Consider the following 15,035-nt stretch of genomic DNA (forward strand, 5'->3'; position numbering starts at 1 on the left):
TTGATCTAAGTAGGTGCTACCCATAAAGTATCAAACTAATATAATAATAAATTAGATGTGAACGAGGTCGATTTGTCACATTTCCAACAAACCATCTGCGCTTTGATTGAGCGAGTTCAAAATGCACAAGCTGGCGAAGTTCGTTGTGTTGAAGTTCTTAAGCAAAAACCACCGTTTGCATTTATTGAATGGCTTCATGCTCAACCGCTGTTCCCCAAGTTCTACTGGCAATCTCGAGACACTCGAGAAGAGGTTGTTGCGTTAGGACAAATCCATACCTTTTCTGACCCTGCACCGGCTTACGCGATTCTTGGAGACGATCAACGCATCTGGGGTGGTCGATCTTTCGATGGACACACAGAGAAGAATCGACGCTGTATGGAATCGTTTTTTTTCCTGCCGCAGGTAGAGCTAATTCGATTTGATGACAAATGGTCTTTAGCCGTCAATTTGACACCCGATCGCGCTGCCTCAATCAATGCGCTGAAAAAGCTGTCTGTTGATGCCGCAATATTGGCCCCGTTGAGTGCGCATATTGAACATATTGACCACCTTCCAGAGCAACCAGAGTGGAATGGTTTAGTTGAGAAAGTACTCACTGGTATCGACAATAACGATTTCAAAAAAGTGGTGCTTGCGCGTAAAACGACCGTGCATTTGGATGAGCCGATTTGTGCAGCTCAGCTATTAAAGGCGAGCTATCAAAAAAATCATAACAGTTTTCATTTCATGTTGGTGCTGGACTCCAAGCATAGCTTTATCGGCTCAACGCCAGAAAGACTTTACAGTCGCCACGGTACTGAGCTAGATACGGAAGCACTCGCGGGCACGATTGGGCGCGGCAAGAATGCATCGTCTGATATGGAGCTCGCCAACTGGCTGACTCAAGACCAGAAGAACCTCAATGAAAATCAATATGTTGTCGACGACATTATTGATCGCTTAACGGCGTATTCTCACTCTGTGAACGTCGAGAAAGAGGCTCGATTGGTCCGCCTTCGCAAGGTTCAACATCTAAAACGGCATATTCATGCGCAGTTACATGCTGGCGTAAACGGTGTGCAACTACTCGGCACACTGCAACCAACCGCAGCTGTTGCAGGTTTGCCTCGCAAAGAGGCAATGGACTTTATTCTGAGACACGAGCCCTTTGCTCGAGGTTGGTACGCAGGTTCGGTTGGCTTCATTAGTCACCAACGCGCTGAATTCTGTGTGGCGATTCGCAGTGCATTGATCGTTGGCGATCAAGTTCAGTTGTTCGCAGGGGCGGGGATCGTGCCAGGATCGGTCGCTGAGCATGAGTGGCAAGAGTTGAATAAGAAAATGTCGACTCTGCTAAGTCTTATCTCTGAGCACCCACCACTGGGTGTGGCATCATGAGTTCACCATCATTGAAGCATGACCAAGCGGTATTAAATCGAGTCTGGTCATCGACACTGCTTGAAGAGTTAGCACGCAGCGGTGTCGAGCACGTTTGTATTGCACCGGGCTCACGTTCAACGCCTTTGACTCTTGAGGCAGAAGCCAATAATAAACTCACCATTCATACGCATTTTGATGAGCGTGGTTTAGGCTTTTTCGCTTTAGGCTTAGCTAAGGCAACCAAAAGCAAAGTCGCGGTGATTGTGACGTCTGGCACCGCGGTTGCCAACCTTTTACCGGCAGTGGTTGAAGCGGGATTAACTCGTGAGTCTCTGATTCTTTTGACCTCGGATAGACCTGTTGAATTAGTTAACTGTGGCGCGAACCAAGCTATTCAGCAATTAGGGATTTTTTCGCAGCATGTTGAAGGCGCACTTAACCTGCCAAGTCCAACAACCCAAGTATCATTGAACTGGTTGTTAAGCTCTCTCGATGACGTTTTAGCACGACAAAGTGCTCATGGCGGCCCTGTTCACATTAATTGTCCATACCCAGAGCCGCTTTATTCCAACGAGAATTCAGAAATTTATCATGAGTACCTCTCTTCAATTGCTGCATGGAAGGAGAGTGATAAGCCATATACCTCCAAGACATACAGTTTAAACGCAGTCAGTCCCAACATCTCGTCGAGTGACTATTTTCAGCGTCGTGGGGTGGTTGTGATTGGTTCTTTGGCGCTGGAAGAGGCACAGGCAGCCAAACAGTTCGCACAGTCGCTAGGTTGGCCTGTGTTTTGTGATGCTCAATCTGGCGTTGCGAGCGATTGGCAGCACTACGATCTTTGGCTTCAAATTCCTGAATTCGCTCAGCAATTAAATGATTGTGATTGTATCGTGCAGTTTGGTGAGCGCATTGTGTCTAAGCGTTTAAATCACTGGATTAAGCAACAAGCTAAACACTTTTCGCCAGAGCAGTATCTTGTGATATCCCCTGATAGTCATTGTATCAATCAAGATCATCTGCCTCAGACACATATCGTTTCTCAGCCGGCATCATGGCTCGCCAGTCAATCATTACCAAGTGTGCATGCGCAGAGTGCGGGGTGGGCAGATAGTTTGAAGTCCGCGTCACAAAGCATCACTCAACTGTCTCGTGCACAGTTGATGAATGATGACCAATTAACCGAGCTCAGTATTGCGGTCGATTTGTCGGCTAGACTTAAAGAGCGAGGGCTGTTTGTTGGAAACAGCCTAATGGTGAGACTGGTCGATATGTTGTCAGCAGTTCCGAATAGCTCAGTTTATAGTAACCGAGGCGCATCAGGCATTGATGGCCTAGTTGCTACTGCAGCGGGCGTACTCGAAGCGCGTCAGCAGCCTATGATGATGTTAATCGGTGACACGTCGCTTCTATACGATTTGAATTCACTAGCACTGCTTAGTGAGTCACAGACACCTATGGTTATCGTGGTGACGAATAACGACGGTGGTGCGATTTTTGACTTGCTCCCTGTTCCTCAGCAGCAGAAACAGTCTCTCTACCAAATGCCTCATGGGTACAGTTTTGAGCATGCAACTGCTCAGTTTCGATTGCAATATGTCGCCCCTGAAACCCTAACTCAGTATCAAGATGTCATTGATTCACACTTTGAGCAGGGCGAGGGCACACTACTGGTTGAAGTAAAAACACCTCCAGAACAAGCCTCTCACTTGTTGAAGCAGTTCAATTCAATGTTAAAAGAGGCGCAAGCCTAAGGAGTCGACATGCTTTTCTCCACTTACTACCCCGCTGAGCAAACCTCATCAGAGAAACCTTTGCTTGTGTTCTTGCATGGTCTACTTGGAAGCGGAGAGGATTGGAGTGCATGTCACTCATATCTGTCTGAATACCCGCGCTTGTGTATCGATCTGCCGGGGCACGGTAAGAGCTGTTTTGTTGATCCTATTGGTTTTGATCACTGCTGCGAGAAAATCGTCCAAAACGTTCTATTTCAGTTTCAGCAATATCAGTTACCTGATGACTATCCTATTGTTTTGATTGGTTACTCACTGGGTGGCCGCTTAGCGATGTATGGAGTAACCAGTGGTAAGTTTGAAGCGCTTAATTTGGTGAAAGTCATGGTAGAAGGAGGCAACTTCGGACTCGACTGTGATGACGCAAGAGCACAGCGCCTAGTGCATGACACTCAATGGGCGGTACGCTTTGCACAGCAATCAATTGAAGATGTTTTAGACGATTGGTATCAGCAAAGTGTCTTTTCTTCACTAAATCATGAGCAAAGACAAACTTTAGTGATAAAGCGTAGTGGTAACCTTGGAGTATCCGTAGCAAATATGTTGTTATCTACATCACTGGCTAAGCAACCGGATTTACGTGCCACATTGAAATCTTGTGAGCATCAGCTGCATTACATTTGTGGTAAAAAAGATCGTAAATTCATTGAATTGGCGGAGAGTAGCGGCTTTGAATGTAGTCAGGTCGATCACGCTGGGCATAATGTCCATTTTGAACAGCCTGAACTATTTTCGAATTTGATCATCCAATGCATTAGCAAGCATGATTGAACTCGCACTCAACGCATTACGTAAAAACGCTTGATGTAAACAGCACTCGACATATCTAGCAATTGATATAAACAGAGATTGCGACACCGCCGAATATCGGCTGTGATCATGAATATAACAATGGGAACCACCATGGCGAAAACAGTAGGCATCACCGAAGAAGAACTATACGCAGCAGTAAATTGGAGCGATGTAGGCAGTCAATACGAAGATATCCAATACCACAAGTCAGACGACGGTATTGCAAAGATTACGATTGCGCGTCCTCAAGTCCACAATGCGTTTCGTCCACAAACTGTAAAAGAGATGATTAACGCTCTGGCTGACGCTCGTTACGACGAGAAAGTTGGCGTGATTATTCTTACCGGACTCGGTGAAAAAGCATTCTGTTCTGGCGGCGACCAAAGCATTCGCGGTGACTACGGCGGCTACCAAGATGATTCTGGTACGCACCACTTGAACGTTCTGGACTTCCAACGTCAGATCCGTACTTGTCCTAAGCCTGTCATTGCAGCTGTTTCTGGTTGGGCTGTTGGTGGCGGTCACGTACTGCACATGATGTGTGACCTTACAATTGCTGCTGAAAATGCTCAGTTCGGTCAAACAGGCCCGAAAGTGGGTTCATTTGACGGTGGTTGGGGCGCATCTTACATGGCGCGTATCGTTGGTCAGAAGAAAGCGCGCGAAATCTGGTTCCTATGTCGTTTCTACGATGCACAAGAAGCTGTAGATATGGGCTTGGTGAACACAGTCGTTCCTGTAGAGGATTTAGAGAAAGAGACAGTACGTTGGTGTCGTGAGGTTCTACAACACAGCCCGATGGCTCTACGATGCCTAAAAGCAGCACTGAACGCTGACTGTGATGGTCAAGCCGGTCTGCAAGAACTAGCGGGTAATGCGACCATGATGTTCTACATGACAGAAGAAGGCCAAGAGGGTCGAAACGCATTTAACGAGAAACGTCGCCCCGATTTCGACAAGTTCCCGCGTAACCCATAATCGAATCTACTACCACACTGAGTCGCACAATGCGGCTCTTTGTGTTTTTGATGCTTTGTTCACTAGGAAGACTTATGAACACAATGAATTCTACACGCACAGCTAAACTCTATCGTTATCAATTACCTATGGATAGCGGTGTGGTTCTGCGTGATAACAAGCTGAGTCAACGTACAGGTTACGTTATCGAGCTTGAGCAAGACGGCAAGCGAGCGCTAGGTGAGGTTTCTCCTCTACCTGGCTTTAGCTTAGAGAATACCGAGCAAGCGGGTATTCAACTTCAAGAACAGTTGGAGTTATGGAGCCACAACAAGCCTTTGACGCCTTATGAAGAGCTTTACCCTTCGGTTGCATTTGGCTTGTCGATGGCAATGATGGAGCTTGAAGGTGAGTTGGGAGAGCAGGGCAATTACCGTGCTGCCCCTCTGTGTACAGGAGACCCTGATGAACTCATTCCTGTACTCAATGAGATGGAAGGTGAGAAGGTCGCTAAAGTGAAGGTGGGCCTTTATGAAGCGATTCGCGATGGGATGCTAGTCAGTCTTTTCCTAGAGTCAATTCCAGACCTAAGCTTGAGACTGGATGCCAATCGCGCTTGGAAACCAGAAAAAGCCAAGCAGTTCATTAAATATATCTCCCCTTCGCTGCGCCAGCGTATTAGCTTTATCGAAGAGCCGTGTCAGCAGCCGGAGGATAGTCTAGCGTTTGCAATTGATAACGGTGTCGCGATTGCGTGGGATGAAACCCTGCAAGATGCAGTGAAGCGACCAGATTTCAATCTTAGCGATCTCACAGGTGCTAAAGCGGTGGTGATTAAACCAACACTGATTGGTTCAGTAGAACGCTGCGTTGCAATTATTGAGCGAGCGAAACAACTGGGTATTAAGCCGGTTCTTAGCTCTAGCATTGAAACTAGCCTTGGTCTGACTCAGATTGCTCGTTTGGCCCATCAATACTTGCCAGAGGAAGTGCCGGGGTTAGACACTATTGGTCTGCTCCAATCCCAACTTGAAGTCGCTTGGCCAAACTGCGATTTACCACTAGAGACGTTAGAAAACCAGCAGTTGATTTGGCAGTCTTAACGCTCTTGTAGTATTCACATCAGTGCAGCTCATCACGTTGTGGTGAGCTTACTCTTTCAGCATTAGGTACGCTTGTGACCTTTACCAATTCATTATGGCAACAGTGGGCGAGTGCTTCACCAGACAGCCGTGCGTTAATCACCCCATCACACACGCTAAATTGGCGCGAGCTCGATGCGTTAGTCCAACGCTATAGCGCCTACTTAATTACGCAAGGTCTTTCCAAAGGTGACGTACTCACCATTGTTGGCAAAAACAGCAGTGAGTTAGTGCTCGCTTATCTCGCTTCTCTTAATCTTGGTGTTTTGGTTGCGATGACGATGCCTCAGCCGTCGAAGAAACTGGAACAAAAGCTAGAGACCCTTTATTCAGATGGGAAAGAGCGTTTCGTTGCAATCACAGGTGAGTGTGGCGAAGCGTTGAATGTCGATGCAAAGCTCATCCGGCTCCCAAGCTTAGAAGAGGTTTTAGGCTTTACACCACGCCCACTGAAACAATCTTCGGGTGAAACGAATGATCTTGCCTCCATCGTGTTTACATCCGGTTCTACTGGCAACCCAAAGGCGGTGGCACACACGGCTAAGCAACACATTGCTTCGGCTACAGGGTTGTTAGAGCATTTTAAGTTTGGTTCTGATGATACTTGGCTGCTCAGCCTACCCATGTACCACGTCTCGGGTTTAGCCATTTTTTATCGCTGGCTGGTGGCTGGCGCGACGCTTAAAGTGGGTAATCAAGGTCTAGATCAAGATATTGATGGCTGTACACATGCATCGCTGGTAGCGACTCAGCTTAGGCGTTTGCTTGATAGTGAGTGTCCACTTTCATTGAGTCATGTGCTGCTCGGTGGTAGCCATATTCCAAATCAATTGGCTCAAGAAGCCAACCAGCGTGGTATTAAAACCTGGCTGGGTTATGGCATGACGGAAGCAGCATCGACGGTGACGGCTAAACCTGTTGATGAGAGCAATACAACAGGCTTTGTGCTTCCTCAACGGCGTTTAAAAGTCGACGATGGCAGAATCTACATCGCTGGAGAGACGCTAGCTAGCGGCTACTACTATCAGGGGAATCTAACGCCTTTGGTTGATGAAACAGGTTGGTTTAATAGCAAAGACCTAGGGCAATGGGTCGATGATCAGCTGTTGATTATTGGTCGTGCAGATAACCAATTTATCTCAGGTGGCGAGAACATTCACTGTGAAGAGATAGAGCAAGCCTTGAGTAAACTGTCGGGTATCAATCAAGCGATTGTTGTACCTGTAGAGGACCGTGAGTTTGGTTTTCGCCCTGTCGCCATTGTTGATTGTGTTGAGCTACCTACCAAGGACTGGTTCTGCGAAAAGCTGGTGGGGCGTTTAGAGAAATTCAAATTGCCGATCGAGTATCATCGTATGCCAGTGCTAGATCAACAAGGTATTAAAGTTTCAAGAGCTGACCTTGCACGCTGGCTTAAGGAAGCTAGGCATCAATAAAACGAAGCGCAATACACGGTGACTAGTCATAATTGCGCTTCAGGGGGTTGTGATGGAGGTGAAGCCATCACAAATTCTTAGTTCTTGTTAAAGAAGGTATCTGTTTAGATTAAGCAAGTGCCTTCTTCATTTGCTCCGCCACTTTATCGACTTTTCCTAGACCAATGATGACTTGTAGTCCACCTTTGCCCACCGGAACTACGCCAGCCGCCCAAGCTTTTTCAAGGCTTCGCTATCTGCTACTGACGAGTCTTTTACTGTCAGGCGGAGGCGAGTGATACAGTTGTCCACTTCAAGAATATTATCTGCACCACCAATCGCTTCGATGTAGTTCTGGGTTAGGTTAACCAATGCTTCCGGAGATTCACTTTTATCCTCTGATTCCATCTCTTCACCACGACCTGGAGTGCGCAGATTGAACTTGATAATCGCAAAGCGGAAGATGCTGTAGTAAAGCGCGAAGAACACCACACCTTGAACCAATTACATGTACCAGTTAGTCGCTAGTGGGTTTTGGCTCGATAGTACTAGGTCAACAAAACCTGCCGAGAATCCAAAGCCTGCTATCCACTCCATGCTTACCGCAATGTACAGTGATAAGCCTGTTAACACAGCGTGAATCAAGAACAGTACTGGTGCTAAGAACATGAAGCTGAATTCCAGTGGCTCTGTAATACCGGTAAAGAATGATGCCATTGCCGCTGCAAGCGTGATTGCGAATACTTGGTTTTTGTTTTTCGCATCAGAGCAGTGGTACATCCCCGTCTGCACTCCGAGTTATGCGGCGGAAAATGACATTTTTGAAGATGGTTTAGAGTCCTTACACAGGATTAACTTTATTCATGCATTGGGTTCTGATGTTTGGCAGCGTTGGATAAAGCATCATCAACTGGACGTAAATCTGTTTGAACAGTTCTATTGTGTCAGTCACCGCGATATGGGAGTGAGGAGTGCTCTACACAATATTGGAGTGGCGATGGGACGCTATCACTTCGTTAAGCAGTACATAGAAACTGGTGAGCTCATTACGCCTTATCCAAGTATGGAAACGAATAAAAGCTATGAACTGATTTGTCCGCTAGGGACTGAAAAGCGCCCTAAAGTCAGGACATTTATTCGATGGTTACAGGAGCAACTGAGCTAGGTTAGTTGATTTGGAGATAAAATAGTTCAAAACAGAATTTATTATCTTTATAACTATCCATCATAATAAAGCCTAATTCTAAGGGACTAGTGAATAAGGCTTCGGTTATGAAAATAGCGCTGATCTTTGCGGTACTGCTGCAAATTGGACAGGCAGTGACCTCACACGGACTGACTCGATCTCTGGCTGAGTTCACCGCATTTATCTTGGTGGTTGTGCTAGTTATGATGAAGAAACAAGAGAGTCAAGCCAATACCTCAGTACAAGAGCAGTAACCAGATACAAAGAACCCTCACCACTGTGATTGCATTGGTGAGGGTTTTTCTTTTTGGATTAAGGCGTTTTGGCATAAGGCGTTTTTAAATTAAGCGAATAACAGCCAACTTAACGATCCAACAGAGATCAATACCCACATCGTGATACCAAACATCAATGGCTTAGGCCCGGCTGCTTTGAGCTTTTCAACAGAGATACCACACCCAATTAGGAATAAACAAACCACCAAAGCGCGCTTGGAAATATCAAAGATTCCTTGGTAGACCATTTCAAATTGCGGCAGTAGGTCACTCACGGCGATAGCTGCGCAGTAGAAGAAAATGAAGTAGGGAATGGTGATCTTCTTTTGGTCACTTTTAAAGATCATCGCACTGACTAACGCAATTGGAATGATCCATAGGGCTCTTGCCAATTTAAGCGTTGTTGCGGTTGTTAAAGCCTCTTCACCATAAGCCGATGCTGCACCCACCACAGATGAGGTATCGTGAATTGCGATTGCCGCCCATGTACCAAAGGTGTGTTGGCTAAGCTCTAGTGCGTGACCAATCATTGGGAAGATAAACAGCGCAATTGAGTTCAATACGAACACAGTAGCCAGAGCTAGACCAATTTGCTCGTCATCCGCTTTAATCGCAGGAGCGACCGCGGCAATGGCACTACCACCGCAAATCGCGGTACCGGAAGAGATTAAGTAACCCGTCGTGCGGTCTAATCCCATGCGTTTTGCTAAGAACCAACCAATCATTAGTGTGCCGATGATGGTGGTAACAATAAGTCCAATACCATCGCCAGTTACTGACAACGCTTTCTCAAATTGAATCCCGAAGCCCAAGCCAACGATAGAGTAGGCGAGCAGCTTCTTAGTAATTTTACCGACTTCAAGGTTAGCTGGAACCAAGCCTAAACTTGCGAGCAGAAAGCCGATAACAAGTGCTGTCGGGGAGCTTACCCAAGGTGTTAGGCAGAAAAGGGCCGCAAGGTAAAAAGGGATGCTTTTGTTGAAGCTCATGATGGTGTCAGTTTTTATTATTAAGTTAAGTTAGAGAGCACTATACGTTTAAACAGTCGATAAGTAAGTCTAAATGAACTGAACAAACGTTTAGAAAAACTGAACGTTTGTTCGTTTGCCATGGTGCTCGCGGTTGTGAGACGTGTTATCTAGCGAAAATCACCGCGCAGTTCGACGACTTTCTGATGCAGTACATCGCATGAAGCTTGTTTTGGATCGATAGCGTCGCCTGCTTCAATCTCAAGTTTGGTCCAAAATCGAGTTGGTAGGCCTTTACAAGCTCGACCTTTGTAGCGGCTGAAATAGCTACCCCAAAGGCCTTTCAATGCCATTGGGATGACTGGAACAGGAGAACGCTTGATGATCAGCTCCATACCGCGCATGAACTCACCCACCTCACCATCAGACGTTAAACGCCCTTCAGGGAAGATGCAGACAATGTGTCCATCATGCAGAGCTTGCTCGACCTCGTTGAAAGCATTGCGGATTGAGCGTCGATTGGTCGCTGAAATCGGAATTACCCCAGCGCGTTTTAAGAATCGGCGAATAGGCGGCAGCTTAGCGTAGTCCTCTTCCATTACAAATCGAATCAAACGAGGGCAAACCGCACTCAGTAGTAGTGCATCCATATAGCTTACGTGGTTACAAATAATCAACGCCCCGCCTTTTTCAGGCAAGTGATGTAGATTCTTATGCTTCACTCGATACATGGTATGAGTTACAACCCAAGTGAAAAATCTGAATGCGTAAATAGGCACTTGATAGAAGAGGTACAGAACCACGAGCGTATTCATTGCGGCCAATAGAATGAACAGGTCAACAATGTCCATTTCAAGCAGGCTTAAACAGATGATACCGAGTACTGCGCTGCCAACCATAAACAGAGAGTTGTAAATGTTTAGCCCTGCAATTACTTGAGCTCGTTCGTTTGGTTCAGCTCTGAACTGCATTAAGGCGTACAGCGGAACGATGAAAATACCACCGGAAATACCAAGAAGCAGTAGGTATGCAAACAGTGGCCAGAGATCAGAGTGAACAATAAATTGATCAAAGGATTCGAATTGAGGCAAATTCTCTGGGACTGAAAGAGCCATCAGCAATCCAAACAAGGAAATACCCAAGCTTCCCATAGGAACGATACCAATCTCAATACGGTGATTAGAGAGCTTGTCACAAGCTAATGAACCGATAGCGATACCAACAGAGAACAGTGCTAGCAAGAAAGCCACCGCGCTCTCGGTACCGTTCAAATGAATCTTGGTAAAGTTAGGGAATTGGGTTAAGTACGCTGCGCCTAAGAACCAGAACCAACTGATGGCCATCAGCGCTTGGAAAGTCGGACGGTCTTTTTTAGCAATCTTTAGTGTTTGGCGCGTTAGAGCAATTGGTCGCCATTTGATTTTCATGTCTGGCGCATTGCTTGGCGCATTTGGGATAAAGCAGCTCGCGCCATAACCCATTACAGCGAATAGAACGATACACACCGAGGCTACGATCTTTGCACTCTCATGAGAGGCAATAATCCCTGCGCCTAAAGTACCAATAAGAATCGCCAGGAAGGTGCCGGTTTCGACCAAAGCGTTACCGGAGACAAGCTCTTTAGGTTCAAGTTGTTGAGGCAATAGTGCGTATTTCACTGGCCCGAAGAAAGCACTCTGAGTTCCCATAAGGAACAGTAAGAGCAAAAGAATGCCGTAGCTTTCGTAGATAAAGCCAATCGCACCTAACGACATAATCACGATTTCGAGCAGCTTAACCTTACGAATGAACCATGACTTTTCATATTTGTCCGCGAGTACGCCTGCCAGTGCAGAAAACAGGAAGAATGGCAGTATAAACAGACCAGCAGCCAGGTTAATGAAAAGGTTGCTAGAGATGGGTAATGTGTCGACGCTAGCGAAAGCGACAAACAGCAGCAACACATTCTTGAAGATATTGTCGTTAAAGGCCCCTAGAAACTGGGTAATAAAATAGGGTAGGAACCTTTGTTGCGTTAACAGCGAAGATTGGCTGCTGCTCTTCATATACGAACCTTGTTCATTTGCGACCTTATTCATTTGCCACTGTAATGGTCTACCAATTGGTTAAGTAATTTGATAATAAGTTATTAATCAGGTCTTTACCATCAATTGGCTCGGAAGCGAAGAACTTGTCATCGACGCTCAGCAGCGTAATACCGTGCACGCCAGACCATAATACTCGGCTTGCTTTCAGTACTTCTTTTTCAGTGTGATGCGGGGCAATAGCAAGTAACAGTTGCTCAAGCATACCCGTCATTTTATCGATACGGTTCGATTGCCACTGAGGTAGGTTTTCACCATTCATGTTGTGTTCGAACACCAATTGCCAACGGTTTGGATGCTTAAGAGCAAAGTCGTGATAACAGTAAGCTAGGTTAAACAGTGCATCTTGTGGGTTGCTTGATTGCTCAACTGCCACGGCCGCTTCAGCAGACAGTTCATCAAGTGTTTTAGCAACAACGTGCAGAAGAAGCAGGTTGTAGTTGCCGAATACATTAACAAGGGTACTTGGCACATATCCAATCATGTTCGCGATTTTTCGAAGGCTCAACTCGTGATATGAGTGTTCTTCTAAAAATTGAGTAACTGTGTCGAGTGTGAGCTGAACTAATTGCTCGCGCGTGTGATCGTTTCTTCTGGCCATGGTGAACTTCTATTAATGAACAACGTTCAATATTTTAGTCGCCCGCTCTAGTAGGCGTCAATGCTTTACTCTACAAGGGTTAAATTAATCTCAGCAATATTATGATACATGTGTAGCGGCTGTGAATATTTCATTGTTCATTGTTAACGAGTATGATTAAAGAGTCGAAAGATAACGAAACCTATAAAGGATAAGAATGAAACGATTTTTCTCACTAATCGCGATTATGATGGTATCAGTCGCGGTGACACCAATCGCAGAAGCGAAAAAGTTTGGTGGTGGTAAGTCATTTGGTAAAAGTTTCAAAACGGCTCCCGCTCCTAAACAACAACAGCAAAACACAAACTCGATTAAGCAAGACCAAGCTGGCAAGACAAATGCGGCTGGCTCTAGTAAAAAAGGTCTAATGGGTGGTCTATTAGGCGGCCTACTGGCTGGTGGCCTGTTAGCGGCATTCTTTGGTGGCGCTTTTGAAGGTATCCAGTTCATGGATATCCTGATCATGGGTCTGATTGCGTTCCTAGCATTTAAATTCCTACGTGGCATGTTGGGTGCTAAGCAGGGCTCAATGAATCAGCAACGCGGCCAACAGCCTGCATTTGGTGGTATGGGTCAGAACAAGTTTGAGCAACCACAACAGCAGCCAAACGTTCATAACTTTGAACAAGCACAACCTCAATCACAAGGCACAGCTGGCGGTTTTGGTTTTGGCGCACAAAGCGATGTTCCTCATAACTACCCACCGGGTTTTGATCAAGCCGCATTCATTAACGGTTCTCGTGAGCACTACCGTACCCTACAAGGCGCTTGGAATCACAATGAACTGAACACGATTGAAGAATATGTATCTCCAAGTCTGTTTGAAGACCTAAAAGCAGAGCGCAACAAGCTTGAAGGTGAGCAACATACAGACGTAATGTACGTAGATGCGGAAATTGTTCGTGCTGACCATGACGGCAGCAAGGCGCAATTGAGTCTTCAATTCAGCGGTCGCTACCGTGACTCAGTTGAAGGTATCGAAGAAGATATTACGGACATCTGGCACTTAGAGCGCGACCTTACTGCGCCAAATGCACCTTGGTTGATCGTTGGTATCCAAGGCTAATTAATCCAGTTTCGTGATTAGATTAAGAGCCCTTGCTGTTATGGCAAGGGCTCTTTTTTATTGGTGGTAAATCATCTGTGAAGCTAAGGGGTATAGTTCAACGTATGGTTGTGCATACTTCCCCAGTCATAGATCTCAAATTTTAGCTGGTCATCGGCAGTCTTTTTGAGACTGATGATCTCTTCAACGCCACTGGTACCATCGTAGTATTCACCCCAAGGACCATCAGGAAGTTGTTCGCGTAGAGTTTCAGACTGAACACTGAGCTTAAGTGATACCGAATCTGATTGTTGCCCATCATCAATAAACGTATAACCACCTCTTTTAACGGACTCTGTTTTAAATACGTTTGTTCCCTCAACACCACAGTCGCCATTTTGGTAGGTGACTTTGGTTAATGTGTAACTTTGCTCAGACAACGTAAGTTGATAGCGAGAATCATCTGTTGGACCTGGTGAACAGGTGTTGGCACTTTCTTGCCAAGTACCGTAAAAGGCATCAACACCAAAGGCACTGTGTAAGTTTTTCCAAGGGCTTTGTTCGTCAATCTCAATGGCTGCTGGCAGTGTTGCTGTGACTTCGTCATCTTCGTCTCTAAAACGATTGAAGCCATCGAGTGTGAGTTCGGTTGGATTGGTAACTGAAGCACTGGTGTCCTTGATTTTGATGATACCGATACTCGGCGTAAACCAAAGTTCTTGCCTCAATGAGATTTGGTCAAGATTAATTGCACCGTATGTTGGAGAGTAGACCGTAACATCAAACGCTAAAACAAACTCAATATGTACTGCCTCATAAGAGCCATGTTGAGTCACAACGGTCTCAATTCCGTGGTTTTTCCAGATTGGTAACACGCTAGTATAAGCGGGCCCCGGGTCGGGCGTGATTGTTGTAGTCGCTTCGCTGTAGCCTGCGTCTGACCGTTCGCCTAATTCCGCATAAGCCGGGAGTAGAAGAAAGGGAGCTGTGGAGATATCAAATTGAGCTGTGTAACGGGTGCCATTCACCATGACTTTATTAAAGGTGAGGCCATCTAGATAAAGCCTCTGATCTTTATATTCAAAGGATTGCCTGAACCCGCTGTGTGGCCAGTTGAGCGAGAATGTTTCACCGCCGTCGGTGTTTACCGTGACTGGAGAACTCGTGACTTTATAGCTTTGTCCTGTGTTATCGTCGCTGTAAGTCCAAGCTGCACCATTCTGCGCAGGTAGATATTGATTGGTAGAAATAGCAGATGATACCGGAGTAGAAGGAGAGCTCGAGCCTCCACCGCCACACGCTGTTAATCCGATAAGACACAGACTCACCATCATCCAATTGTGATTACTCATGTTTCTTTCCTTGCTTAGCCTAAA

12 protein-coding genes and 2 pseudogenes are annotated in these 15,035 nt (G+C 46.0%); 9 read left to right on the forward strand and 5 right to left on the reverse strand.

Annotated features, from left to right (window positions below; all coding sequences use genetic code 11):
- Positions 1–72: 72 nt before the first annotated feature.
- The 6 genes from AC6R05_RS10875 (at position 73) to menE (ending at position 7,482) form a co-directional block, all read left to right on the forward strand.
- Positions 73–1,380, forward strand: a complete 1,308-nt coding sequence (locus AC6R05_RS10875; RefSeq protein ID WP_500647361.1) for an isochorismate synthase — start codon at positions 73–75, stop codon at positions 1,378–1,380.
- A gap of 11 nt (positions 1,381–1,391) precedes the next feature.
- Positions 1,392–3,116 (forward strand): 2-succinyl-5-enolpyruvyl-6-hydroxy-3-cyclohexene-1-carboxylic-acid synthase, encoded by a 1,725-nt coding sequence (gene menD, locus AC6R05_RS10880; protein WP_500647430.1) that lies wholly within the window; start codon positions 1,392–1,394, stop codon positions 3,114–3,116.
- A 9-nt stretch (positions 3,117–3,125) separates the two neighbouring features.
- Positions 3,126–3,926 (forward strand): 2-succinyl-6-hydroxy-2,4-cyclohexadiene-1-carboxylate synthase, encoded by an 801-nt coding sequence (menH, locus tag AC6R05_RS10885; protein WP_500647362.1) that lies wholly within the window; start codon positions 3,126–3,128, stop codon positions 3,924–3,926.
- A gap of 132 nt (positions 3,927–4,058) precedes the next feature.
- Positions 4,059–4,925, forward strand: coding sequence for a 1,4-dihydroxy-2-naphthoyl-CoA synthase (menB, locus tag AC6R05_RS10890; RefSeq protein ID WP_032549592.1), 867 nt, complete (start codon positions 4,059–4,061; stop codon positions 4,923–4,925).
- A gap of 74 nt (positions 4,926–4,999) precedes the next feature.
- Positions 5,000–6,007 carry an o-succinylbenzoate synthase gene (gene menC, locus AC6R05_RS10895; RefSeq protein WP_500647363.1) on the forward strand — a complete coding sequence of 336 codons (1,008 nt, stop codon included), beginning with the start codon at positions 5,000–5,002 and terminating at the stop codon, positions 6,005–6,007.
- A 74-nt stretch (positions 6,008–6,081) separates the two neighbouring features.
- The gene (menE, locus tag AC6R05_RS10900) at positions 6,082–7,482 is read left to right on the forward strand and encodes an o-succinylbenzoate--CoA ligase (protein ID WP_500647364.1); all 1,401 of its coding nucleotides are present in this window, start codon (positions 6,082–6,084) and stop codon (positions 7,480–7,482) included.
- A 109-nt stretch (positions 7,483–7,591) separates the two neighbouring features.
- Here the strand turns inward: menE and AC6R05_RS10905 are convergent.
- Positions 7,592–8,241: pseudogene (locus tag AC6R05_RS10905) on the reverse strand (glucose PTS transporter subunit EIIB); the annotation flags it as partial.
- Between AC6R05_RS10905 and AC6R05_RS10910 the strand changes: the two are divergent.
- Positions 8,237–8,626 (forward strand): annotated as a pseudogene (locus AC6R05_RS10910) (LysR substrate-binding domain-containing protein); the annotation flags it as partial. The pseudogenes AC6R05_RS10905 and AC6R05_RS10910 sit on opposite strands and share 5 nt — an antisense overlap.
- Before the next feature lie 107 nt (positions 8,627–8,733).
- Positions 8,734–8,901 (forward strand): hypothetical protein, encoded by a 168-nt coding sequence (locus AC6R05_RS10915; protein WP_191907604.1) that lies wholly within the window; start codon positions 8,734–8,736, stop codon positions 8,899–8,901.
- Between the two features lie 89 nt (positions 8,902–8,990).
- Here the strand turns inward: AC6R05_RS10915 and AC6R05_RS10920 are convergent, their stop codons facing one another.
- The 3 genes from AC6R05_RS10920 to AC6R05_RS10930 form a co-directional block, all read right to left on the reverse strand.
- Positions 8,991–9,911 carry a YeiH family protein gene (locus tag AC6R05_RS10920; protein WP_500647365.1) on the reverse strand — a complete coding sequence of 307 codons (921 nt, stop codon included), beginning with the start codon at positions 9,909–9,911 and terminating at the stop codon, positions 8,991–8,993.
- Between the two features lie 149 nt (positions 9,912–10,060).
- Complete coding sequence (locus tag AC6R05_RS10925; protein ID WP_500647431.1) at positions 10,061–11,935, reverse strand: MFS transporter; 1,875 nt, start codon at positions 11,933–11,935, stop codon at positions 10,061–10,063.
- Positions 11,936–11,984: 49 nt separating this feature from the next.
- Positions 11,985–12,575 carry a TetR/AcrR family transcriptional regulator gene (locus AC6R05_RS10930; RefSeq protein WP_500647366.1) on the reverse strand — a complete coding sequence of 197 codons (591 nt, stop codon included), beginning with the start codon at positions 12,573–12,575 and terminating at the stop codon, positions 11,985–11,987.
- A 196-nt stretch (positions 12,576–12,771) separates the two neighbouring features.
- On the opposite strand from AC6R05_RS10930, the gene AC6R05_RS10935 reads away from it, so the two are divergent.
- The gene (locus AC6R05_RS10935; protein WP_032549584.1) at positions 12,772–13,680 is read left to right on the forward strand and encodes a Tim44 domain-containing protein; all 909 of its coding nucleotides are present in this window, start codon (positions 12,772–12,774) and stop codon (positions 13,678–13,680) included.
- 83 nt (positions 13,681–13,763) lie between these two features.
- On the opposite strand, the gene AC6R05_RS10940 is transcribed toward AC6R05_RS10935, so the two are convergent.
- Complete coding sequence (locus AC6R05_RS10940) at positions 13,764–15,011, reverse strand: hypothetical protein (protein ID WP_500647367.1); 1,248 nt, start codon at positions 15,009–15,011, stop codon at positions 13,764–13,766.
- Positions 15,012–15,035: the final 24 nt, after the last annotated feature.

The organism is Vibrio sp. R11-SG3-ISO9, from assembly GCF_059834255.1.